Origin of the sequence: Nocardiopsis sp. NPDC050513 (assembly GCF_044457925.1) — a bacterium.
Lineage (GTDB): Bacteria > Actinomycetota > Actinomycetes > Streptosporangiales > Streptosporangiaceae > Nocardiopsis.
The window spans coordinates 104,388-126,642 of sequence record NZ_JBITHK010000010.1 but is presented as its reverse complement, the minus strand read 5'-3'; the positions used below and the strand labels follow the sequence as shown (position 1 = coordinate 126,642).

Below are 22,255 nucleotides of genomic sequence, written 5' to 3'. Positions count from 1 at the left end.
GGTCGTCCTCTCGGAACGGGGATCGGGACGGGTGCGGGTCCGGACGAACCGGGACCCGGACGGGGTCAGGGGTAGACGACACGGTGGCACAGGGCGGGCAGCGACCCGTCGGCCAGGCGGGGAAGGACCGACGGCAACTCCTCGAAGCGGCTCTCCCCGGTGACGACCGCGTCGAAGGCCGGGTCGGCGAGCAGCCGCAGCGCCAGGTCCAGGCGGTCGCCGAAGCCGTACCTGCCGCGCCGTGCCGGAGCCAGGGACCCGACCTGGCTGGCGCGCACCGTCAGGCGGCGGGAGTGGAAGTCGCCGCCGAGCGGCACGCGCACCTCGCGATCGCCGTACCAGCTCAGCTCGACCACCTCGCCCTCGGAGGCGACCAACTCCAGGCACCGGGCCAGACCCTCCTGGCTCGCGCTGGTGTGGAAGACCAGATCGCGCCGGGGAGCGGCCGTTCCGGGCGTCGCGAAGCCGACCCCCAACCGGTCGGCGATCCCGGCGCGTGCGGGATCCGTGTCCACCAGCTGCACCCGGGCGCCCGGGACCCCCGCGGCCAGGCGGGCCAGGCAGCATCCCACCATCCCCGCGCCGACCACCGTGACGCGGTCACCGACCAGCGGCGGCGCGTCCCACAGGGCGTTGACCGCCGTCTCCACGGTCCCGGCCAGGACCGCCCGCCCGGGCGGCACGCCGTCGGGCACGCGCCGGACCGCCGCCGCCGGGACCACGAACCGCGTCTGGTGCGGATACAGGCTGAACACCACGCGTCCGACCAGGTCGGCCGGGCCCTCCTCGACCACCCCGACGTTGAGGTACCCGTACTTGACCGGGCCGGGGAAGTCCCCCTCCTGGAAGGGCGCCCGCATCGCCCGGTACTGGCCGGGCGGAACCCCGCCCCGGAAGACCAGGGCCTCCGTGCCCCGGCTCACCCCCGAGTACAGCGTGCGCACCAGCGCCTCGCCCTCGCCCGGCGCGGCCACGGCGATGTCGCGCACCTCGCCCGACCCGGGGCCGTCCACCCAGAACGCGCGCGCCCGCTCACCCATACGTCCTCCTCCGTCCCGCACCAGGCGGTCGCCGCACCCCCGCGGGGGTCACGTCCTCGCCGACGCCGACACCGGCCTCGGAGCCCGCGCCGCGCGGGGGCGGGCGGCGCTCCACAACCCCAGGACGTCACGGCCGAACGACCACGCCAACGCCGCCAGGGCCGAGGCCACCAGCACGGTCGCCACCACCGCGGACAGCACCTCCGCCGCCGCGACCACGAGGACCGCCCCCTGCACCGCGGCGACCGCCTTGCGCGCCCGGCTCGGCGGCAGCGGGCCCCGAAGCCACGGGGCCAGCCAGGCCGCCGCGCCGAACGCGTACCGCATCAACCCGATCACCAGCACCCACGGCCCCAGGGTCAGCGCCACGAACGCGCTCAGCACCAGGATCAGCAGCGCGTCGGTCTCCATGTCGAACGCGGCGCCGAACCCCGACTCCGTCCCGCTCCGCCGCGCCGCCGCGCCGTCGACCAGGTCGAGCGCGAGCGCCACCGCGGCCAGGGCGACCAGAGTCCACACCGCGCCGCCGTCGACGGCCAGCGCCAGGACCCCTCCTCCCAGGACCGCCCGGGTCAGCGTGATCCCGTCCGCGACCCCCAGACGGCGGCGGCCGGACCGACGCGCCGACCACAGCAGCAGGACCGCTCCCACCACCGCGTGCGCGATCCCCGCCGACCACGCCCAGAGCCCCAACCCCACCGTCGCGGCGAGTACGGACAGCAGCGCGGTCTGCGCCACCAGGGCGCCCGCCACCTGGTAGCGCACCGGCTCACCCACGGCCGGGCTCCGGACCGTCCCCGCCCAGGTGCGGCAGGTCGTGTCCCATACGGTCCCGCTTCGCGGTCAGATAGGCGATGTTCTCCTCGCGCGGCGGAGCGAGCAGGGGGACCCTCGCCGCCACCTTGATCCCGTGGTCCTCCAGGGCACGCCCCTTGGCGGGGTTGTTCGACAGCAGCCGCACCGACCGCACCGCCAGGTGCCGGAGCAGGCGCGCGGCGGCCCCGTAGGAGCGGGCGTCCACCGGGAGCCCGAGCACCGTGGCCGAGTCCACCGTGTCCAGACCCTCGTCGTCCTGGAGGGCGAGTGTGCGGACCTTCTCCAGCAGACCGATCCCGCGTCCCTCGTGGCCGCGCAGGTAGACGAGCACGCCCCGGCCGCGTTCGACGATGGCGTCGAGCGCCGCGTTCAGCTGGTCGCCGCACTCGCACCGCAGGGCGCCCAGGGCGTCGCCGGTGACGCACTCCGAGTGCATCCGGACCAGGACCTCCTCACCGTCGCCGAGCGCGCCGAAGGTCAGCGCCAGATGCTCCTGCCGGTCCACGGGGTCGCGGAAGGCCAGCGCGCGGAACGTCCCACGGCGGGTGGCCAGCTCGGACTCGGCGATGTCAGCCGGGTCGATGGTCTGCTCGTACATGATCCCCCTCGCGCAGGCGTCACAACGGCCCGGTGCCCACCCGGTCCGTAGCGAAAACCTCGCCGTGTGTGGGCGTATGGGCCGTCGTCCTTCGTGGATGAGGGGGGAGCGGAGAAAGTTGTGACGCGTTCCAGTTCATGGGGGTGCTCCGCGGCGGGCGGGGCCCGCTCAGGACTCGGGAAGGACGACGCGGATCTCCCCGCCCAGCGTCGCCCCGCCGGCCAGGCGCAGGGCGGCGCCGCTCCAGAACCGCCCGGGGCCGTAGTACCCGGGGCGGCGGCCGCGGGGCAGCAGCCCCATCGCCTCGTAGGTCAGACCCATGACCTCCGCGCAGTAGGTGGTCTCCAGGTCGCGGTCGCGGGCGCGGCGGCCCACCGGGATCCGGCCGCGGAGCCAGCGGGCGACCATCGCCGCAGACGAGGGGAAGGGGGTCCCGTTGAGCCTGGCCACGACGCGCAGCGCCGCGTCCTCCATGGCGGGGGTCGCCACGGGGTCGAGCTGCCGCAGCCAGCACTCCTGCCCGTACCGGCGGCCCCACACCAGGACGGCGTCACGCAGGTCGTGCAGCTGCGCTCCGCGCTGGTGGGCGCCCGTCCACATGTCGACGAGCGAACGCCCGAGCTCGGCGTGCCACATCAGCGGCGGCAGGTCCTCGATCGTGAGGGTCATGCCGACGTGGTTGACCGGGCTGTTCGTGCCGAGCTGGATCGCCCGGTCGGCCGCGCTCGTGCCGCGGAACACCCACGCGTCGCCGGTCCGCGTGATGGCCAGGGCCTCGTCCAGGGACATGCTCGTTTCCGTCACACCGCTAGCCTAGGCACATGCGTTGGAGGAGAGTGCTCGGTGTGGCCGCCTTCGTCGGCGTCGCCGCCACCGGGGTCGTCATCGCCCGTGCCGAACGCAGGCGCCGCGCGTACACACCCGACCAGGTCAGGGACCGACTGCGCGAGCGCGTGGCCAGGATCGGGGACGGGGAGGAGACGTCGCCCGCGCCGTCGCCGCGCACGCGGCGCGGTCGCCTCGCCGACCGCTGGCGCGCGCTCACCCGGAGCCGCCCCCTGACCGCCCTGGCGGAACGCCTCGCGAGAAAGTCCGGCGCGGTGCGATGACTTTCGGCGCGAGCGGGGGTCCTACCGGTGACGGTGTCCGCACATCCACCACGGGAGGCCCCCGATGAACCGCTCCACCACCACGACCGCCGCGTCCGCCGCCCTGGAGGTCCCCGGCGCGCGCCTGTACCACGAGGTGCGCGGCCAAGGACCGCTCGTGGCGCTCGTCGGATCCCCGATGGGCGCCGACTCCTTCGCGCCGCTCGCCGACCTGCTCGCCGCCGACCACACGGTGCTCACCACCGACCCGCGCGGGATCGGCCGCAGCCCGCTCGACGACCCCGACCAGGACTCCACGCCCGACCTGCGCGCCGACGACCTGGCCCGTCTCATCGTCCACCTGGACGCCGGGCCCGCGGCGGTCCTGGGCTCCAGCGGCGGCGCCGTCACCGCCCTGGCCCTCGCCCAGTCCCGGCCGGATCTCGCGCACACCGTGGTCGCCCACGAGCCGCCGCTGAACGAGCTGCTGCCGGACCGCGACACGCTGCACGCCCGCACCGAGGAGATGATCGCCGTCTACCTGGCCGGCGACGTCGTCGGGGCCTGGCGCCTGTTCATGGCCAACGCCGACATCGCCATGCCCGACGAGGTGGTCCAGCAGATGTTCGGCGGAGACCGGGACGCCCAGGCGATCGCGGACGAACGCCGCTTCTACGAGCACGAACTGCGCGGCACCACGCGCTGGCGCCCCGATCTCGGCGCCCTGCGCGCCGTGCCCGCGCGCGTCGTGGTCGGGATCGGCGAGGACTCGGCCGGGGAGCTGTGCGACCGCGCGTCCAGGGCGCTCGCCGCCGGGATCGGCGCCGAACCGGTCATGTTCCCCGGCGGCCACACCGGCTTCGCCGAGGATCCGCAGGCCTTCGAGCCGCGGCTGCGCGAGGTCCTCGCCGGGGCGTAGACCGCCCCCCGGTCGCGGCGGCCCCCTGTCCAGGTCGGGCGGTCCGGGTTACCTTGGTTGCTATGAGCCTTGAGCTGCGGACCGACCGACTCCTCATCAGGGAGTGGGCGCTGGACGACGCGGAGGCGGCCCTGCACATCTACGGGGCCGAGGACGTCGCGCGCTGGCTGACACCGGAATGGCACCCGGTGACCGACATCGGCGCGATGCGATCGGTGCTGCACGCCTGGATCGAGGCGGGCCCCAACCTGATCCCGCCCGCGGGGCGGTGGGCGATCGTGCGCGCCTCCGACGGCGAACTGGTGGGAGGGCTGTCACTCAAGCTGCTCCCGCCCTTCGAGGAGGACTTCGAACTCAGCTGGGCGGTCCGCCCCGACCTGTGGGGCCAGGGGTACGCGACCGAGGCCAGCAAGGCCGTCACCGACTGGGCGTTCGGGCAGGGCATCGAGGAGCTCTTCGCGGTCGCGCGGCCGAGGAACGAGCGCGCGATCTCCGTGGCTCGCCGACTCGGCATGGAATGGGTCGGCGAGACCGAGAAGTACTACGGCATGCGCCTCCAGGTGTTCCGGATGCGCCCCGCCTGACCCGGTCCGGACGCGGGCGGCCCGCCGGGAACCGGTCCCCGGCGGGCCGCCCGCGTGCGTTCAGGCCCGGGCGAACATGGGCGGGTCGAGCCGTGCGAAGCCCTCCTGGCGGTGGTACGCCGACCGGGGGTAGGGCGGCTCGCGGTGGCTCACCGCGTCCAGGCGCGCCACCTGGTCGGGGGTGAGCTCCCACCCGACCGCACCCAGGTTGTCGCGCAACTGGTCCTCGTCGCGCGCCCCGACGATGACGGAGGAGACCGTGGGGCGGCGCAGGAGCCAGTTGATCGCGATCTGCGGCACCGTCCGCCCGGTCTCCTCGGCGAGCTCGACCAGGACGTCGACGACGTCGAGCAGCACCTCGTCGTCCACGGCCGGTCCCAGGGAGGCGGTCCGGTGCAGACGGCTGCGCTCGGGGAGCGGTGTTCCGCGACGGATCCGCCCGGTCAGGCGGCCCCAGCCCAGCGGACTCCACACCAGGGCGCCCACCCCCTGGTCGGCGGCCAGCGGCATGAGCTCCCACTCGTAGTCGCGGCCGACGAGCGAGTAGTAGACCTGGTGGGCGGCGTACCGGGGCAGGTGCAGGCGGTCGGCGGCGGCCAGGGCCTTCATCAGCTGCCATCCGGCGTAGTTGGACACCCCCACGTAGCGGACCTTGCCGTCGCGGACCAGGGTGTCCAGCGCGGACAGGCTCTCCTCGACCGGGGTGGCGGCGTCGAAGCCGTGCAACTGGAGCAGGTCGATTCGGTCGGTGTCCAGGCGGCGCAGCGCCCGTTCGGTGCCCTCGACGATCCGGGCGCGCGAGGTCCCCGCGTCCTGGGGGCCCTCTCCCGTGGGCAGGCCGAGCTTGGTGGAGATGAGCGCCTGGTCGCGACGTCCGCGCAGGGCCGCGCCCAGGGCCTCCTCGGCGGCGCCGTCGGAGTAGACGTCGGCGCTGTCGAAGAGGGTCACCCCCGCCTCCAGGGCGATGTCCACCATGCGGCGCGCCTGGCGGTGGTCGCCGGCGCCCCACTCGCCGAAGAGCGGCCCGCGACCGGCGAAGGTCCCCGTGCCCAGGCTCAGCTCGGGCACGCGCAGTCCGCTGGAGCCCAGGGTTCGATACTGCATGACGATCCTCCCACTCATCGTTAACGGGTCTGTGGTTCCGTTAATATGGGATGCACGCTAGCACGAAACGAGCACTAATGGAACGGGAGTCCCTTTAATGGCGGCGAGTGAGGAACCGGGCACCCGACGTCCCGGAGGACGGACGGCCCGCGTGCGCGAGGCCGTGCTGCGCGCGGCGGGCGACGCCCTGGCCGAGCACGGCGTGGACCGCCTCGACCTGGCCGACGTGGCCCGGCGGGCCGAGGTCGGCAAGACGACCGTCTACCGCCGGTGGGGGACCGTGCCCGCCCTGGTGGCCGACCTGCTGGAGGACATGGCCGAGCAGTCCCTGCCCAGGGTGGAGACCGGGTCGCTGCTGGAGGACCTGACCGCCAACGCCCGCCTCGTGCGCGACACCCTGGCCGACCCCCGCCAGGGGGCCCTCTTCCGGGCCGTGATCGCCGCCGCCACCTGCGACGACAGGACCGCCCGGGCGCTGCACCGGTTCTACGCCACCCGGATCGGTGAGTGGGCGCCCTGCGTCGACGCGGCCGTCGGACGCGGCGAGGTTCCCCCCGGCACCGACGCCCGCGAGGTGGTCCGGGCGGTCTCGGCGCCGCTGTACTACCGCGCGCTCCTGAGCGGCGACCCGCTGGACTCCGAGAGCGCGGAACGCGCGGCCAGGGCAGCGTTCGAGGCGGCCCGGGCCGGGGTGTACGCGCGCTCGTGAGGGGTCAGCCGCCCGCGTTCCACGCCTCGGGCGGGTCGGCGCCGCCCGGCGCGCCCGAGGCGTGGGCGTCCGCGGTCGCGTTCCCCGCACGCCCGGCGGCGCCGGAGGGCGAGCGTGTCCGGGGCCGGGAGGGTCACCGCTCGGCGTCCCGGCAGGCCACGGACGCGAGGTCCGCCTCGATCAGCGCGGCGGTCTCCAGCAGGGCGGGGCGCAGACGGTGGTGGATGTCATCGAACGAGGACCGCCCCGCGTGCGCGGACACGTTCACGGCAGCGACCACGCGGCCGCACGTGTCGCGGATCGGCGCGGCCACCGCGCGCAGCCCCTCCTCCAGTTCCTGGTCCACGACCGCGTAGCCCCGGTGGCGCACACGGTCCAGTTCGGCGCGCAGGCGGGCACGGTCGGTGATCGTGTGCCGTGTGAGCTTGGGGAGGTCGACTCTGGACAGGTAGGACTTCAGGGTGTCGTCGTCGAACCCGGCGAGGATGACGCGCCCCATCGACGTCGCCGCGGCGGGGAAGCGGGTCCCCACGGTGATCGCCACCGTCATGATGCGCAGGGTGGCCACCCGGGCGACGTAGACGATGTCGTCTCCGTCCAGGACCGACACCGACGCCGACTCGCGCACCTGGGCGGACAGGCCCTCCAGGTGGGGCTGGGCGACGTCGGGGAGCCCGGCCGAGCACACGTAGGCGTAGCCCAGCTCCAGGACGCGGGGGGTGAGGCAGAACAGGCGCCCGTCGGTGCGCACGTAGCCGAGGTCGACCAGCGTGAGCAGGAAGCGCCGGGCTGCGGCACGGGTCAGGTCGGTCGAACGGGCCACGTCGCTCAGGGTCATGGACGGCCGTTCGGCGGAGAACGCGCGGAGCACCGACAGTCCCCGCTCCAGGGACTGCACGAAGTGGGTGCCGCGGGCCGGTTCGGCTTCGGTGGACATGGGGCCTTCCTGGTCGGGACGGGGGTGGGCGGGAGCGGGAACGCCCGTGGTCGCAGTGATCGTGTCACACCGTGCTGGATGCGTCACGCTCGCGGTGGCCCCGAGGGATGAACCGACCGGATCGCGGGTAGGACCGGCGGCGCGAGCCGTGCCGAGATGGAGAGGGAAGCGATGACCGTCGACGTCCACCACACCGAGAGCGGACCGGCGCAGGCCCCGCCCCTGGTGCTCGCCGGATCGCTCGGGTCCACCCTCCGGATGTGGGAGCCGCAGGTCGAGGCGCTCTCGGCCGACTTCCGGGTGATCCGCTACGACCACCGCGGACACGGAGGCACGCCCGCGCCCGCGGGCCCTTACTCGATGGACGACCTCGGCGGGGACGTGCTGCGGCTCCTGGACCGGTTGGGGATCCGGCGCGCGCACTTCGCCGGGCTCTCCCTCGGCGGCATGGTCGGCCAGTGGCTGGGCGTCCACGCCCCCGAACGGATCGACCGCCTGGCCCTGCTCGCCACGTCACCGCACATGGGGCCGCCGAGCACCTGGCGCGACCGGATCGCCGTCGTCCGCGAGCGCGGCGCCGGGGCGCTCGCCGACGCGGTCGTGGAGCGGTGGTTCACCCCGGCCTACGCCAAGGAGCACCCGGAGGAGGTGGCGCGCATGCGCGACGGCATCGCCGCCACCGACCCCGAGGGGTACGCGGGCTGCTGCGCCGCGATCGAGCGCCACGACGTGCGCGGCGATCTGGACCGGATCCAGGCGCCGACACTGGTGGTGGCGGGGGCCGACGACGCCGGGACCCCGCCCCGCGGCCACGGCGAACTCATCGCCGAACGGGTCCCGGACGCCCGGCTGGTCGTTCTCGACGACGCGGCCCACCTGCTGTCCTGGCAGCGGGCCGCCAAGGTCAACACCCTGCTCGCGGAGCACTTCGCTCCGACACGGGGGTGAGCGGGGGGCCGCGTGGGCCGCGGCCTGACCGGGGGCGCGTCGGACGCCGCGCCCCCGGCGGCCTCCCGACCGCGACGGCGTGTCGTCAGCGCTTGACGGCCACCCCCGCCATCTCCCACAACGTGATCCCGGGGTCCGCCGGGCGCGTGAGCGGATCCTGCTCCGGGTGCCGCCAGGTGGCGCAGTCCACCGTGCGCGGACCCGAGTCACGCGCGTCCGTCCACGGGCTGACCAGCTCCAGCCCGGCGAAGGCGGCCTCCGCCTCCCGCTCACTGCGCACCCGGCCCCACGGCGTGCCGAAGGAGAGGATCTTCTCGGTGATCCACTCGCCCGCGACGGGGTCGTCGGTGACGCAGTGGGAGAAGATCACGTGGGATCCGGGCGCCAGACGGTCGACGAGGGCCGCCAGGGCGCCGAAGGGGTCCTCGTCGTCGGGGACGCAGTGCAACAGGGAGACCGCCATCAGGCACACCGGGAGGTCGGTGTCGATCAGTCGCCGGGTCTCGGGTGCGTCCAGGATCCGGTCCGCGGCGCGGAAGTCCTCGTGCAGGAACGCGGTCTGGCGGCCGTCGTCGATCAGGGCCCGGCCGTGCGCGGCGACGATCGGGTCGTTGTCCACGTAGACCACCCGGGCGCCGGGGTTGGCGCGCTGCGCGACGTGGTGGGTGTTGTCGGCCGTCGGCAGTCCCGCCCCCAGGTCGAGGAACTGCTCCACCCCCCGCGAGGCCACGAACTCGACCGCGCGCGTGAGGTAGGCGCGGTTGTCGTTGGCGAGGGCGAACACCTCCGGGACCCGGTCCAGGAGAACGTTGCAGGCCACCCGGTCCACCTCGAAGTTGTCCTTGCCGCCCAGCAGATAGTCGTACATCCGCGCGATGCTGGGGGTGTCCATGTCGATGTCGGGGGGGAAGCGATCGGCCATGTGCGGTCCGGGGCGCGCCGACTCCTGAGCCGGGGCGGGTCCCTGCCTCCTTGCTGTGCGGTGCGGGTGTGGCCGCCGGACGCGGTGCGAACGGCGGGCGCGGGCGCTCACGGGAGCGTCCACGGCGAGGAGGCCGGACTCGGCGGTGGGCCCTGAGCGGGTGCGGGACGCGGGCCGCGTGCGCACCGGCGTGCGGGGTGGCTGGCCCCGCGGCCGGGGTGCGCGGTCGACGGTCTCCGCGGCGGAGGCACACCCCGGTGGCCCACAGTCACCCGGTGCGGTCTCCAGAGGAATCGTAACCGCGGAACTACGCGCCCATCGGCGTTTTCCACAGAAAATCCCACGGAGGCTATTCGACTTTCGCGGGGGCGTCCTCCGCGTGCGTGAACAATGGCAGCTCGTCGGCGATCGCCCCGGGCGCGGCCGCCCGGACACGCGCGCCCGCGTTCCCCGGCAAGCGCGGCGCGGCAGGCGGTTCGGGCGCCGACCAGAACACGGCCGCCGACACGTCGGCGGCTTCCCGTCCGTTCTCCGAAAGGGGGATCCATTCCCCGCCGTTCGCGCCCGCCGGTGCGTTCTCCTCCGCTTCCCGGTCCTGTGCCGGCCCGTTCCCCGGCAGGGAAAACGCAGCCACCCGGTCCACCAGGGCGCGGCGCTCGCGGCCCGCCCACCGCGTCAGCGTGAACGGGTCCCGGTCGGCCTCGCGCGCCAGCGCTGCCGCCGCCGCGGACAGGTGCGAGCAGCGGCCCTCCCAGTGGTCGCACGAACAGGTGGCGACCACGTCCGCCCACCCGCGCGGCACCAGCGCCAGCCCCAGGAGTCCGAACACGCGCGCCGCGGCCGGCGGCAGCTCACCGGCCAGCAGCCGGGCACGGAACACCGGCTGCGAGGCCAGCGCCGCGCACGCCCGCTCCCAGTCCCCGTCCGCGAGCACCGGCCGGATGAGGCTGGCCTCGTGGACGGCGCCACCGGCGCCGCCCACCCGGGCGAGCACCTCGCCCGGCCGCACCGACCACCGCTCCACCGTGCCCCCGGAGGCGTCGGCGGACGCGCCCAGGGCCGCGCCCACCAGGGCCGACCACGTCCCGCTCATCCGGCCACGGCTTCCGGCGCCAGGCGCACCACCTCGCGCAGGTCCTCCACCGACAGCCCCGCCAACCAGTGCTCCCCGGTGGTCACCGCGCCCTCGGCCAGCGCGCTCTTGCGTTCGATCATCTCGTCCACCCGCTCCTCCACGGTTCCCACGCACACCAGCTTGCGCACCTGCACGTCCCGTCGCTGTCCGATCCGGAACGCGCGGTCGGTGGCCTGGTTCTCCACGGCCGGGTTCCACCACCGGTCCACGTGCACCACGTGGTTGGCGGCGGTCAGGTTCAGCCCGGTCCCGGCCGCCCTGAGCGACAGCAGGAACACCATGGGACCGGGCGCGTCCTGGAAGCGCCGCGTCAGCTCCTCCCGTTCGGACCGCGGGGTGCCGCCGTGCAGCCACAGCACCGGAACCCCCAACCGGGAGCGCAGGTAGGGAGCCAGACGGTCGCCGAAGCGCGCGTACTGGGTGAAGCACAGCGCCTTGTCTCCCTGCGCCGCGGCCTCGCCCAGGATCGCCTCCAGCCGGTCGAGCTTGCCGGAACGTCCGGCCAGCGCCGACCCGTCGCCCAGGAACTGCGCCGGGTGGTTGCAGATCTGCTTGAGCCGCGCCATGGTCGCCAGGACCAGGCCCTTGCGCTCCTTCTCGTCCGCCTCGGCCATCCGCTCGGCCATGTCGTCGGCCACCGCCTTGTACAGCGACGCCTGCTCCGGGGTGAGCGTGCACCACGTCCGCGCCTCGAACTTCTCCGGCAGGTCCGCGATGATCGACCGGTCGGTCTTGAGGCGCCGCAGCACGAACGGACGGGTCAGTCGGCGCACCAGATCCGCCGCCGCGCCCCCGTCGCCGTCGGCGGGCTCGGCCACCGTGCGTTGGAAGTCCTGGGCCGACCCCAGCAGTCCGGGATTGGCGAAGTCCATGACCGACCACAGCTCCCCCAGGTTGTTCTCCACCGGCGTCCCGGTCAGGGCGATCCGCGTGGCGGCGGGCAGCGACCGCACCGCCCGCGCCTGGCGCGTGCCGTGGTTCTTGAGCGCCTGGGCCTCGTCGCACACCACCCGGTGCCAGGGCAGCGCGGCCAGCTCCCCGGCGTCGCGGGTGACCACGCCGTAGGTGGTCACCACCAGGTCGCACGCGCCCACGAGCCGCGCCAGGGCGTTGCCGACCGGCCGGTCCGGGCCGTGCTGGACGTGCACGCGCAGGTCCGGGGCGAACCGGGCGGCCTCGCGCGACCAGTTGCCCACCAAGGACACCGGGCACACCAGGAGCGTCGGCCCCGGGGCGCGTCCCCCCGCGCGCTCGTCGGTGAGCAGGGCCAGCAGCTGGACAGTCTTGCCCAGCCCCATGTCGTCGGCGAGGATCGCGCCCAGCCCGAGTTCGCCGAGGAAGCGCAGCCACGACGCGCCCCGGTCCTGGTAGGGGCGCAGCGTGCCCTCGAAGCCCGCCGGAGCGCCCATGGGCCGCAGTTCCGCCGAGACACCCCCCTCCAGCAGGGCGCCGACGGGTCCCTCGGCGACCACGTCGGTGACGGGCAGGGGGGCCGCGCCCGCGACCCCGATCGCCGCGCGCAGCGCCTCGTCCACCCGCGACCACCGGCGAGCGCGGCTCCGGAGCGCCTCCAGGGCGGAACCGACCCGTTCGGGGTCGATCTCCATCCACCTGCCGCGCACGCGCACCAGCGACCGCTTGAGCCGGGCCAGCTCCGCGAGCTCGTCCAGCTCCTCCCCGGACAGCGGCTCCCCGGATCCGGGCCCGTTCACGAGCGCCTCGAAGGACACCCTGACCAGGTCGGCGACGCCCACTCCGCCCCGGGTCCGGCGCGGGGCCTCCTCCACGGTCATGCGCAGTCCCAGGGCCTGGCGGCCGCGCCACTCGGGCAGGACCACGCCGAACCCGGCGGCTCCCAGCCTCGGCGCGGCGTCGGCCACGAAGGACTCCGCCCCGGCGGTGTCCAGCAGCAGGCGGGCGGGCGCCAGGTCGCGCAGCGCCCGGCGCAGCGCGGGGTAGTGGTGGCGGGCGGCGCGGCGCAGGTCGGCCAGGGCGGTCTCGCCCACGTCGTCGGGCAGCCACGCGGCGCCCTCGCCGAGCCACACCCGTTCCAGGGGCAGCCGCAGCCCCGGGTCGGTGTCGGACCGCACCCAGAACTCCACCGCCCAGGGGCTGTCCCGGTCGGGCTCGCGCAGAACGAACAGCAGTCGGGCCCGGCCGGGGCCGCGCACGCGCGCCCGCCACTCGCGCAGGGGTCCGCGCAGCGCCTCGGCGGTGGCCGGATCCACGCGGGGGTCCGCCCCGGCGAGCGCGGACGCCAGCCGGGCCGCCGGAGTATCGCTCGCCGCCGCGCCCGCGGCGCCCGTCGGGTCCGCCACACCGTGCGGACGCCTGGCCAGGCGGCGGGCGACGGCGTCGGTGAGCAGCTCCAGCGGAGCGAGCACACAGGAGCGCGCCGCCTCGTCGGGGCCGTCCTCGGGCCGATGGGCGCGGGCCGCGGTCGGCAGCGCGGCGGTGAGCGCCGACAGGCGGGCCTCGGCGGCCTCGACCGGGGCGGGCCGCCAACGCGCACGCGGCGGGTCGCCGACCAGGTCGGGCAGGACGCACCCGGCGGTGACGAGGTCCTCGGCGCAGTCGCGGACCGCACCCAGGTGCGCCAGTGCCGGGCCCAGTCGGACCCGGCCGCCCCCCGGACCGCCCAGGACGTCCAGCAGGGTCTCGGCGCGGCGCGCGTCCAGGACCAGCGCGGGGACCCGCCAGGAGAGCAGCCGCGCCGGAGCGCCGCCGGAGTCGGCGGCGTCGGAACGGGTCGGGGCGCGGTCGTCGCCGGGCAGGGTCAGCCGCAGCTCGTCGTCGGCGGCCTCGGCGGCCTCCTCCCCGGCCCCCAGGGACCCGAGGAGCGACCGCAGTCCACCGGCCGACAGGGCGAAGGGGTGCCGCGGCGGGGCGTCCGCGGGATCCGGACCGGACGCGGACCGGGCCTCCTCGGCCCACACCGCCAGCGCGTCCCCGACCCACACCCCGTGCAGAACCCGCACCGCACCTCCCCGTCCGTCGTCGGCCCCCAGTATGGCCGGGGCCGACGACACGGCGGGCTCAGAGGCGGCTCGGCACCTCGTTGCCGACCGCCGCGATCCCGGCGCGCATGCGCGTCCGCCACAGCAGGACGGCGCCCAGCACGAAGAACACGATCAGCGAGACGATCGCCACCCGGTAGCCGCCGGTGAGGCTGACCGCGACCGTGACGGCCAGCGACCCCAGGAACGTCGACCCGCGGTCGGAGATCTGGAACAGGCTGAAGTACTCGGCCTCGCGGCCCTTGGGGATCAGCTGGGAGAACATCGACCTCGCCAGCGACTGCGTGCCGCCCAGCACCAGACCGATGCCCACACCCATGGCGACGAACAGCGGCACGTCGCCCGCGGGCAGGAAGTAGGCCAGGGCGACCAGCAGGCACCAGACCACGAGCGATCCGAGCACCGTCGCCTTGGTGCCGACCGTCCGCGCCACCCGCCCCGCCACGAACGCGCCCGCGAAGGCGACGAACTGGATGACGAGGATCGTCATGATCAGCGCGCTCTCGTCCAGGCGCAGGTCCTGGCTGGCGAACGGCGCGGCGTAGCGGATGGCGGCCTGGATGCCGTCGTTGAAGAAGATGAACGCGACGAGGAAGAGGACCGTGTTCGGATACTTGCGCATGTCGCGCAGGGTGTGACCGAACTGCCGCAGGGACTGCCCCACCTTCGGCCGCCCCCGTGAGGCCAGGGCCAGCGCGCCGTAGCGGTCGCGCAGCGGCCGGACGGCGAGGACGGTGAACCCCGCCCACCACAGGCCGACGGACGCGAACGCGATCCGCACCGCGTGGTCGGTGCCGATCCCCAGCGCGCCGGCCGACAGCACCAGCCCGAGGTGGACGGCCAGCAGCAGGGCGCCGCCCAGGTACCCGATCCCCCAGCCCGTGACCGACACCCGGTCGCGCTCGTCCGGGGTGGAGATCTCGGGCAGGAACGCGTTGTACACGACGATCGAGAGCCCGTACAGGACGTTGGCCAGCACGAACAGCACGGCGGCCACCTGGTAGCCGCCGGTGGCGGCGTACAGGCCCGCCGTGCACGCCGAACCGCCCACGGCGAGCCAGACCAGCCACCGCCGCTTGTGCCGGGACTGGTCGACCATGGCGCCGACGACGGGCAGCAGGACGATCTGGAGGAGGATCGCCGCGGTCGTCAGCGCCGGGTAGAGCGCGTTCGGGTGCAGGGTGATCGCGTCCACGCCCAGCGGCGCGATGGACAGGGACGGGTCCTGGCACGCCTCCGCGTCGGGCGCGCCGGCCGAGACGCACGCCAGGTTGCTCAGGTACGGGCCGATCAGCACGGTCACCACCGAGGTGATGAACACCGAGTTGGCCCAGTCGTAGACGTACCATCCGCGCTGTTCGCGCCTGCGCTGGAGGGGATCGGGGGAGGGGGAGCCGGTGGTGGTCGGCTCCGGGGCGTTGACCATGGGGGACGCTATCCGTTCTTCGTGGTTCTGCCGGCGCCGCGGGCGCCGTCGGGCCACCGGCCGCGCTGGGTGAGCACCCGCTTGAGACCGACGGTGTTGTCGGTGACGATCCCGTCCACACCGGCGTTGAGCAGGCGCTCCATGACATCGGTGTCGTTGACCGTCCACACGTGCACCTGGAGGCCCAGGCGGTGGGCGGTGCGGATCAGGTCGCGGCTCAGCACGGGGAAGGAGCCCTGCCACAGGGGGATCTGCGCGCACACCGGGACCCGGCTGGCCAGCGCGCGCAGCAGCGGCGACAGGGAGGCCACGCGCAGTCGGGCGACGTCGACCGGACCGCAGGAGGTGGCGACGGGGCGGTCGAGGAGGCGGCGCGCCCGGTCCAGGCGGAACTGGTCGAAGGAGCCCACGCACACGCGGTCCCAGGCGTTGGTGCGGCGCAGGACGTCGCGCAGGGGGAGGACGGCGTCGTCCGACTTCAGGTCGATGTTGAACCGCGCCTCCGGCCAGGCGCCCAACAGGTCCTCCAGAACCGGCACCGGCTCACGTCCCGCGACCCGGGCCCGTGCGACCTCGCGGTAGGGCAGGTCGCCGATGGCGCCGCCCATGTCCGTGGCGCGGTCCAGGGTGCGGTCGTGGAACGCCATGAGGACGCCGTCGCCGGTGGCGTGCACGTCCGTCTCCAGGTAGGTGTACCCCAGGTCGACGGCGTGCTGGAAGGCCACGGCGGTGTTCTCCAGCTCGGTGCGCCGGACGCCCCGGTCGTCGGTGATCCACCCGCCCCGGTGCGCGAGGGCCAACGGGGCGGGGGAGGAAAGGTACGCGTTGGTCACCCTGGTCAGTATGCCGCGTGCGCGGGACGGGCCGTTCCCCGGACGGCGTCGCGGCCGAGAAACCTGGAATTCCCGGTGGCCGGTCAGCGGAGCCCGGCCCTCCGTGTCCGGTGAAGGCGCACGACCACTCCTCGGAAGGGACCCCTCCATGGCCCACGCCGCCCGGCACCCGCTGTGCCCGCGTCCTGCCTGCACCCCGACGTACCGGCCCGCCGTCACCCCCGCCAGGACCCCGCTCCGCCGCCCGCGCCGGGGACGGTGCGGCACCCCGCTCCAGGGCCACCGGACCCCGGACGACGTGTACACGCTGGCCCAGCGGATGGCGGAGGTCCTGGTGGGCCGCCGCGCGCCGGAGGTGATGCGCGACCAATTGGCCGTCCCGGTCCGGGAGGAGCTGCGCCGGTTGCGCGCCAGCGTGCCGTGCGGGATCGCGCCCAGGCTGGGGCGCGTGTTCCACCAGGTGCTTCCGCCCGCGTCCCTGGAGGTCAGCGCCGTGATCGCCTGCGACCACCGCGCGCGGGCGTTCGCCTTCCGGGCCCGCCGCGCGGGGGACCGGTGGGTGTGCACGCACCTGGAGACCGACCGCCTGCACGGTTCGCTGGCACGGTCCCGGCAGAGCCCGCGGTGAACGTGCGGCGCGTCGCACGGACCGGTCCCTCTCCGTGAAGAACGGTGGCCGCGCGGCGTGGTGCCCCTCTGGGCGTGACCACGCTGCGCGGTGTCCGCGCGGCGGCGGGTGCGCGGCGCCGCACCGGCGGCGCCCACGCGTGGATCGGGGGCCCTGATGTCCTGGATTTCCCGGGGGAGGCGCGGATAGGGTCCCGATGGGTCGGTTCCTCCCGGATCGGGTGGGAACCGGCCCGTCCGGACGGCGGTCCCGTCCCACCCGCTCGGGATACGACCACCCCTCCGTCGTGCCAGCCACACGGTGCCCCCGGACAACGGACCCGCCGCCAAGGAAAAGGAGGGGCCGCCCGGCTCACCCCATGCCGGGGCGGCCGAGATCGGCGTATGCGACCTTCTGACATCGTCCACCTGCACAGCATCAGCGCCCCCAGGCTCTCGCCGGACGGCACCCGCGCCGTCTTCTCCGTGATCCGCCCGGATCTGGAGGAGGACGCCTACACCGGCGCCCTGTGGTCGGTGCCCACCGACGGCTCCGAGCCGCCCCGCCAACTCACCCGCGGCACCAGGGACGACGCCCCCGTCTGGTCGCCCGACGGCGGGTGGATCGCCTTCCTCCGCCCGGACGACGCCGAGAAGGCCCAGCTCCACGTGCTGCCCGCCGACGGCGGCGAGCCCTGGAAGGTGACCGACCACCCGCTCGGCGTCGCGGGCGTCCGCTGGAGTCCGGACTCCACCCGCATCGCCTACACCGCGCGCGTCCCCGAACCCGGGCGTTACGCGGGCGTCGAGCCCGCCAAGGAGCCGCCCCGCAGGATCACCGGGCTCAAGTACCGCGAGGACGGCCTCGGCTTCACCGGAGACCGCCGCCCCCAGGTGTTCGTCACCGCGCCGATCGACCCCTCCGGCGAGCCGGGCGACCCGGTCCAGGTCACCGACGCCGACGCCGACCACGGCGCCCCCGCGTGGAGCCCGGACGGCACCCTGCTGGCCTTCGCCGCGGCCCGCCACGCCACCCGTGACACCGACCTGGTCGAGGACGTGTGGGTGTGCGCCCCCGAGGCGGGCGCCGAGCCGCGCCGCGTCACCGCGGGGGACCTCTGCGCCGAGGCCCCCCGCTTCTCCGCGGACGGCGCCACGGTCTACTTCCTCGCCGACGAGCTCGGCCCGGACCTGAACGACTTCGTCGGCCGGACCACGGGCGTGTGGTCGGCCCCGGCGGACGGCTCGGCCGCCCCCACCCGGCTGACCCCGGAGGAGGGCCCGCGTGTGACCGGGGAGGTCCAGGTGACCCCCGAGGGCCTGGTGACCCGGATCGAGAACCGGGGAGCGGTGCACCTGGTCCGGGTGCCGTTCGACGGGGGTGAGCCCACCACCCTGGTCGGCGGGCCGGTGGAGACCCGCTCCTTCGACCACCGGGGCGGGGTGACCGTCGCCGTGGTCGCCGACGGCGCGGGCAGCGGCGAGCTCGTGCGGGTCACCGAGGACGGCGAGCAGGACCTGACCTCCTTCGCCGAGGGGCTGGACCCCCGCCCGATGACGGAGCTGACCGCCCGTACCGCCGACGGGTACCCCGTGCACGGCTGGGTGACCCTGCCTGAGGGGGAGGGCCCGCACCCGGTCGTGCTCATGATCCACGGCGGCCCGTTCGCGCAGTACGGCTGGCAGCTCTTCGACGAGACCCAGGTCTACGTCGAGGCCGGGTACGCGGTGGTCATGTGCAACCCGCGCGGCTCGTCGGGCTACGGGCACGAACACGGCCGCGCGATCATCGGCTCGGTCGGCGCGGTCACCGCCACGGACGTGCTCGCCTTCCTCGACGAGGCCCTGCGCGACGAACGCCTGGACTCCGCGCGGGTGGGCGTCATGGGCGGATCGCACGGCGGCTTCATGACGACCTGGATCGCCGCGAACCACGGCGACCGGTTCCGGGCCGCGATCACCGAGCGCGCCGTCAACATGATCGACAGCTTCCAGGGTTCGTCCGACATCGGCTCCTTCTTCCCCGGACCCCTGTACGGCCCGCCCGAGACGTGGGCGAAGGAGAGCCCGCTCACCTACGCCGACCGGATCGACGTCCCGGTCCTGATCATCCACTCGGAGGAGGACTGGCGCTGCCCCGTGGAGCAGGCGCAGCGCCTGTTCGTGTCGCTGCGCTCGCGCGGGCACGAGGCCGAGATGCTGCTGTTCCCGGGCGAGGGGCACGAGCTGTCGCGCACGGGGCTGCCCAGTCACCGGGTCGCCCGCTTCGAGGCCGTCCTCGACTGGTGGTCCCGGCACCTCTGAGCCGTTCAGCGGGGGTCGGGGCGCGCCGCCCCGACCCCTTCCGGCTCCGGTGTGAGGTATCGCACAGAACCGGGGCGGCGGTTCGGGCCGTCTCAGGCCCCCGGGTCGCTCCCGGGGGTCGCGGATGCCCCCGCGCCACCGGCGATTCGGCCGCCGAAGGGGTGAGTCCGCAGGTCAAGAGGGTTGCCCAAGGGAAGGTAACGAACGGGTAGCGAATCGGTCGGCGATGGTTTAGTGTTCCCATCAAGCCGGAACGCCCGAGTGATCCCCACAAGGGGGACAGTGTCCGGTTTCCGTCGCACTCTGCTCGCCCGCAGCCCTCTTTCCCACGAGCAGAGGCCGCCGCACATCACGCCCGGCCCACCTCCCACGGCCCTCGCGCCGCAGCCGGATCCCCCGCCCACGCATGCGCCGCACGCCCGCCCGGGGCGTGTCCTCGGCGATGCCCGGCGGCGGTAGACGGGTGTGGGAGAAAGGCAGTCGATCCCTTGACTCGCAACCCGGAATCCCGTGTGCGCGGACGGTACCGACTCGCGACGGTCGGATGCGTGGCGGCCGGCGCCGTCCTGCTCTCGTCCGGCGCCGCCCTGGCCGACACCTCCGCCGAGGACGCCCAGAACCGCTTCGAGGAGCTCCAGCGCGAGCTGTCGGAGCTCAACGAGGCCTACAACCAGGCCGAACAGGACCACGAGACGGCCGCGGCCGAACTCCAGGACGTCGAGGAGCGGTTGGCCCGGGCCCAGGAGGACCTGGAGACGATGTCCTCCGACGTCGTCCAGATCGCCCAGTCCGCCTACACCGGCGCGACGCACAGCCTGTTCGGCGTGCTCTTCCGGGACTCGCCGGACGACGCCCTCCAGAACATCGCCGACCTGGACTACCTGTCCGCCGGACAGCAGGTCGTGCTGGCTGACTACATCACCGAGGTCGAGCGCTCCGAGGAGCTCCGCGCGGAGGCCGCCGCCGCCGAGGACGCCGCGGCCGAGGCCCTGGAGGCGGCCGAGACCGCACAGGCCGAGGGCGAGGCCGCACTGGAGGAGCAGGAGGAGGTCCTGGCCGACCTGGGCGGAGAGGACCCGACGGCGGGCGCCGCCGCCACGGGCGCCGAGGTCGCCGCCTCCGGCGACGTGCAGGCGGTCCTGGACTTCGCCCGCGCCCAGATCGGCAAGCCCTACGAGTGGGGTGGCACCGGCCCCGACGCCTACGACTGCTCCGGCCTGGTGCAGGCGGCCTGGGCCCAGGCGGGCGTCAACCTGCCGCGGACCACCTACGACCAGGTCAACGCCGGTACGCGGATCTCCCGCGACGAGGTGCGGCCCGGTGACCTGCTGTTCTTCTACGACGAGTCGGCGCCCAGCCATGTGGGCGTCTACTCGGGCAACGGCAACATGATCCACGGCTCGAACCCCTCGAAGCCGCTGGAGGAGGTCGCCCTCGTCATCGGGGTGGTCTGGCTCGGCGTCACGATGCTCAGGACCGACGCGGGCGGATCCGGACGCTGACCGGCCGACGCCTGGGCGCGACCGTTTCGTAACACATCGGCGATCGTCGCCACGCCGGTGGGAATCATGGCTATAGTGACTCTGTGTCACTGAATAAGCACGTAGCGTCTCATGTCGACGGAGTGTCCCACCGCGGCCGCGTGGAACGCGTGCGCACTCGCGTCTTCCGCAACGACTGGAGCGCACTGACGCCGCCGCGGCTCGGCCAGTGGACCCCCGAGCTGCGGGTCAGCGTCGTCGTCCCCGCGCGGGGCGGACAGCGCCGCCTCGACCTCGCCCTGGCCGCCCTGGCCGTGCAGACCTACCCCGACCACCTCCTGGAGGTCGTGGTCGTCGACATCCACACCGCGCCCCCGCTGCGGCTCCCCGCCGCCCGCCCCCGCAACTGCCGCGTCCTGCGCGCGCCCGAGGGAGTCTGGGGCGCCGGGTACGCGCGAGCCCTCGGCGCCCACGCCAGCTCCGGCGACATCCTCGTCTGGATGGACGCCGACATGATCGCCTGCCCCGAGTTCGTCGAGGCCCAGGCCCGCTGGCACCACACCCACGCCGAGGCCGTCACCCTCGGCCGCGTCCGCTTCGCCGACACCGGTCCCACCGACCCCTGCGACGTGATCGCCCGCGCCCGCACCCGGACCCTGCACGACACCCTGGAGACCGGCCGCCACCACGAGTGGGTCGAACACCTGGTGCGCGACAGCGCCGACCTGCGCGAAGCCGACCACCTGGGCTTCCACGCCTACGTGGGCTCCGCCGCGGGACTGCGGCGCAGCCTGTACGAGGCCGCCGGAGGGGTCGACCCCGACCTCGACCTGGGCCAGGACACCGAGTTCGGCTACCGGCTGTGGCAGGCGGGCGCCGTCATGGTGCCCGAGCGCTCCGCCACGGCCTGGCACGTGGGCCGCGCCACCACCACCCGCACCCGCCTGCCCTCCGAGCGCTTCCGCACCGAGGTCCTCGCCGAACTCATGCCCCACCCCCACGCCTACCGCGAACTCCTGCCCGCCCACCGCAGGCGCGTCCCCCTGGTCCACGCCGCCGTCGACGTCTCCGGCGCCCCCTACGACCTCGTACGCGGCTGCGTCGACCGGATCCTGGACAGCGCCGAGACCGACCTCGGCCTGACCCTCGTCGCCGACTGGGAGGGAGCCGGATCCCCGGCCGCCCACGTCGGCGACCCCCAGTTGGACCTGCGCCTGGTCCAGGCCAACTACCTGGGCGAACCCCGGGTCTCCTTCGCCTCGACCATGCCGCGCACCGGGTTCCCCTCCCCGTTCCTGCTGCGCGTGCCCGTCGCGTGGGGCCTGGGGCAGGTGGCGCTCTCCCGCATGCTCGCCAGCGCCGAGCGCGCCCGCGCCGGGCTCACCGAACTCTTCCCCGCCACCTCGCCCACCCGTGACGCCGGGGTGCGGCTGTGGCGGACCCGCGCACTGGCCCGCGCGCTGCGCGTGCGCGGCGACGGCGAGGACCTGGGCGACGTGGTCGCCGAACTCCACGGCCGCTACCGCATCCACGCGGGGGAGGAGACCCTCACCGACCTGTCGCTGTACCGGTCGGTGCCGCCCCCGCCGCGACCGGCCCCCGACACACGGCCCCGGTTCACCGACGGCACGGGCGACGAGGTGTGCCCGGCCCACGAGCCCGAGCACGCCCCCGAGACGGGAGGGCGCGGCCGCATCGGGTCCTGGCTGCGCACCTGGCGGGGCAGGCCGCGCCGCTCACGCGACCACGGCTGAGGGCCCGGACCGGCCGCGGCCGGTCCGGGCCCCC

20 protein-coding genes are annotated in these 22,255 nt (G+C 74.7%); 9 read left to right on the top strand and 11 right to left on the bottom strand.

Translation table 11 applies throughout. The features are described 5' to 3' along the window. Positions 1-65: 65 nt before the first annotated feature. The 4 genes from ACIBFB_RS19110 to ACIBFB_RS19095 form a co-directional block, all read right to left on the bottom strand. Positions 66-1,040: a zinc-binding alcohol dehydrogenase gene (locus ACIBFB_RS19110; protein WP_397231855.1), complete on the bottom strand. Its 975-nt coding sequence runs from the start codon at positions 1,038-1,040 to the stop codon at positions 66-68. 48 nt (positions 1,041-1,088) lie between these two features. After that, positions 1,089-1,817 (bottom strand): CDP-alcohol phosphatidyltransferase family protein, encoded by a 729-nt coding sequence (locus tag ACIBFB_RS19105; protein ID WP_397231853.1) that lies wholly within the window; start codon positions 1,815-1,817, stop codon positions 1,089-1,091. Next, positions 1,810-2,454, bottom strand: a complete 645-nt coding sequence (locus ACIBFB_RS19100) for a GTP cyclohydrolase II (RefSeq protein ID WP_397231851.1) — start codon at positions 2,452-2,454, stop codon at positions 1,810-1,812. The genes ACIBFB_RS19105 and ACIBFB_RS19100 overlap by 8 nt, the downstream gene beginning before the upstream one ends. Positions 2,455-2,622: 168 nt before the next feature. Further along, positions 2,623-3,243: a hypothetical protein gene (locus tag ACIBFB_RS19095; RefSeq protein ID WP_397232050.1), complete on the bottom strand. Its 621-nt coding sequence runs from the start codon at positions 3,241-3,243 to the stop codon at positions 2,623-2,625. Positions 3,244-3,299: 56 nt separating this feature from the next. On the opposite strand from ACIBFB_RS19095, the gene ACIBFB_RS19090 reads away from it, so the two are divergent. The 3 genes from ACIBFB_RS19090 to ACIBFB_RS19080 all read left to right on the top strand — a co-directional run bounded on the left by ACIBFB_RS19090 (position 3,300) and on the right by ACIBFB_RS19080 (position 5,045). Continuing rightward, a complete protein-coding gene (locus ACIBFB_RS19090) occupies positions 3,300-3,563 on the top strand; it encodes a hypothetical protein (RefSeq protein ID WP_397232048.1) in 264 nt (87 codons plus the stop codon). Positions 3,564-3,627: 64 nt separating this feature from the next. Continuing rightward, complete coding sequence (locus ACIBFB_RS19085) at positions 3,628-4,461, top strand: alpha/beta fold hydrolase (protein ID WP_397231849.1); 834 nt, start codon at positions 3,628-3,630, stop codon at positions 4,459-4,461. Between the two features lie 62 nt (positions 4,462-4,523). Beyond that, entirely contained in the window at positions 4,524-5,045 is a 522-nt protein-coding gene (locus ACIBFB_RS19080; RefSeq protein ID WP_397231846.1) for a GNAT family N-acetyltransferase, read from the top strand. 60 nt (positions 5,046-5,105) lie between these two features. On the opposite strand, the gene ACIBFB_RS19075 is transcribed toward ACIBFB_RS19080, so the two are convergent. Continuing rightward, positions 5,106-6,149, bottom strand: a complete 1,044-nt coding sequence (locus ACIBFB_RS19075; RefSeq protein ID WP_397231844.1) for an aldo/keto reductase — start codon at positions 6,147-6,149, stop codon at positions 5,106-5,108. Between the two features lie 97 nt (positions 6,150-6,246). Between ACIBFB_RS19075 and ACIBFB_RS19070 the strand changes: the two genes are divergently transcribed. Then, the gene (locus ACIBFB_RS19070; protein WP_397231842.1) at positions 6,247-6,858 is read left to right on the top strand and encodes a TetR/AcrR family transcriptional regulator C-terminal ligand-binding domain-containing protein; all 612 of its coding nucleotides are present in this window, start codon (positions 6,247-6,249) and stop codon (positions 6,856-6,858) included. A gap of 133 nt (positions 6,859-6,991) precedes the next feature. Here ACIBFB_RS19070 and ACIBFB_RS19065 read toward each other — a convergent pair whose 3' ends face one another. Further along, a complete protein-coding gene (locus ACIBFB_RS19065; protein WP_397231840.1) occupies positions 6,992-7,795 on the bottom strand; it encodes an IclR family transcriptional regulator C-terminal domain-containing protein in 804 nt (267 codons plus the stop codon). 171 nt (positions 7,796-7,966) lie between these two features. On the opposite strand from ACIBFB_RS19065, the gene pcaD reads away from it, so the two are divergent. Then, positions 7,967-8,743 (top strand): 3-oxoadipate enol-lactonase, encoded by a 777-nt coding sequence (gene pcaD, locus ACIBFB_RS19060; protein ID WP_397231838.1) that lies wholly within the window; start codon positions 7,967-7,969, stop codon positions 8,741-8,743. 85 nt (positions 8,744-8,828) lie between these two features. On the opposite strand, the gene ACIBFB_RS19055 is transcribed toward pcaD, so the two are convergent. The 5 genes from ACIBFB_RS19055 to ACIBFB_RS19035 all read right to left on the bottom strand — a co-directional run bounded on the left by ACIBFB_RS19055 (position 8,829) and on the right by ACIBFB_RS19035 (position 16,076). Continuing rightward, on the bottom strand, positions 8,829-9,665 hold the full coding sequence (locus tag ACIBFB_RS19055) for an SAM-dependent methyltransferase (protein WP_397231836.1): 837 nt from the start codon (positions 9,663-9,665) through the stop codon (positions 8,829-8,831). A gap of 349 nt (positions 9,666-10,014) precedes the next feature. Then, on the bottom strand, positions 10,015-10,758 hold the full coding sequence (locus ACIBFB_RS19050; RefSeq protein ID WP_397231834.1) for a hypothetical protein: 744 nt from the start codon (positions 10,756-10,758) through the stop codon (positions 10,015-10,017). After that, positions 10,755-13,778 (bottom strand): SNF2-related protein, encoded by a 3,024-nt coding sequence (locus ACIBFB_RS19045; RefSeq protein WP_397231832.1) that lies wholly within the window; start codon positions 13,776-13,778, stop codon positions 10,755-10,757. Before ACIBFB_RS19045 ends, ACIBFB_RS19050 begins: the two co-directional genes overlap by 4 nt. Before the next feature lie 58 nt (positions 13,779-13,836). Further along, positions 13,837-15,243, bottom strand: coding sequence for an MFS transporter (locus ACIBFB_RS19040; protein WP_397231830.1), 1,407 nt, complete (start codon positions 15,241-15,243; stop codon positions 13,837-13,839). Between the two features lie 8 nt (positions 15,244-15,251). Further along, complete coding sequence (locus ACIBFB_RS19035; RefSeq protein WP_397231828.1) at positions 15,252-16,076, bottom strand: glycerophosphodiester phosphodiesterase family protein; 825 nt, start codon at positions 16,074-16,076, stop codon at positions 15,252-15,254. 148 nt (positions 16,077-16,224) lie between these two features. On the opposite strand from ACIBFB_RS19035, the gene ACIBFB_RS19030 reads away from it, so the two are divergent. The 4 genes from ACIBFB_RS19030 (at position 16,225) to ACIBFB_RS19015 (ending at position 22,221) form a co-directional block, all read left to right on the top strand. Beyond that, positions 16,225-16,704 (top strand): Rv3235 family protein, encoded by a 480-nt coding sequence (locus ACIBFB_RS19030; RefSeq protein ID WP_397231826.1) that lies wholly within the window; start codon positions 16,225-16,227, stop codon positions 16,702-16,704. A 383-nt stretch (positions 16,705-17,087) separates the two neighbouring features. Then, complete coding sequence (locus ACIBFB_RS19025) at positions 17,088-18,986, top strand: alpha/beta fold hydrolase (protein ID WP_397231824.1); 1,899 nt, start codon at positions 17,088-17,090, stop codon at positions 18,984-18,986. A gap of 488 nt (positions 18,987-19,474) precedes the next feature. Then, on the top strand, positions 19,475-20,488 hold the full coding sequence (locus ACIBFB_RS19020; RefSeq protein ID WP_397231822.1) for an NlpC/P60 family protein: 1,014 nt from the start codon (positions 19,475-19,477) through the stop codon (positions 20,486-20,488). A gap of 140 nt (positions 20,489-20,628) precedes the next feature. After that, a complete protein-coding gene (locus ACIBFB_RS19015; RefSeq protein WP_397232046.1) occupies positions 20,629-22,221 on the top strand; it encodes a glycosyltransferase in 1,593 nt (530 codons plus the stop codon). Positions 22,222-22,255: the final 34 nt, after the last annotated feature.

Excerpts from the sequence above, each read along its gene's own strand:
- ACIBFB_RS19110 (WP_397231855.1), bottom strand. The coding sequence starts at position 1,040 with ATGGGTGAGCGGGCGCGCGCGTTCTGGGTGGACGGCCCCGGGTCGGGC.
- ACIBFB_RS19100 (WP_397231851.1), bottom strand. The coding sequence starts at position 2,454 with ATGTACGAGCAGACCATCGACCCGGCTGACATCGCCGAGTCCGAGCTG.
- ACIBFB_RS19095 (WP_397232050.1), bottom strand. The coding sequence starts at position 3,243 with ATGTCCCTGGACGAGGCCCTGGCCATCACGCGGACCGGCGACGCGTGG.
- ACIBFB_RS19085 (WP_397231849.1), top strand. The coding sequence starts at position 3,628 with ATGAACCGCTCCACCACCACGACCGCCGCGTCCGCCGCCCTGGAGGTC.
- ACIBFB_RS19080 (WP_397231846.1), top strand. The coding sequence starts at position 4,524 with ATGAGCCTTGAGCTGCGGACCGACCGACTCCTCATCAGGGAGTGGGCG.
- ACIBFB_RS19075 (WP_397231844.1), bottom strand. The coding sequence starts at position 6,149 with ATGCAGTATCGAACCCTGGGCTCCAGCGGACTGCGCGTGCCCGAGCTG.
- ACIBFB_RS19070 (WP_397231842.1), top strand. The coding sequence starts at position 6,247 with ATGGCGGCGAGTGAGGAACCGGGCACCCGACGTCCCGGAGGACGGACG.
- ACIBFB_RS19065 (WP_397231840.1), bottom strand. The coding sequence starts at position 7,795 with ATGTCCACCGAAGCCGAACCGGCCCGCGGCACCCACTTCGTGCAGTCC.
- pcaD (WP_397231838.1), top strand. The coding sequence starts at position 7,967 with ATGACCGTCGACGTCCACCACACCGAGAGCGGACCGGCGCAGGCCCCG.
- ACIBFB_RS19055 (WP_397231836.1), bottom strand. The coding sequence starts at position 9,665 with ATGGCCGATCGCTTCCCCCCCGACATCGACATGGACACCCCCAGCATC.
- ACIBFB_RS19050 (WP_397231834.1), bottom strand. The coding sequence starts at position 10,758 with ATGAGCGGGACGTGGTCGGCCCTGGTGGGCGCGGCCCTGGGCGCGTCC.
- ACIBFB_RS19040 (WP_397231830.1), bottom strand. The coding sequence starts at position 15,243 with ATGGTCAACGCCCCGGAGCCGACCACCACCGGCTCCCCCTCCCCCGAT.
- ACIBFB_RS19030 (WP_397231826.1), top strand. The coding sequence starts at position 16,225 with ATGGCCCACGCCGCCCGGCACCCGCTGTGCCCGCGTCCTGCCTGCACC.
- ACIBFB_RS19025 (WP_397231824.1), top strand. The coding sequence starts at position 17,088 with ATGCGACCTTCTGACATCGTCCACCTGCACAGCATCAGCGCCCCCAGG.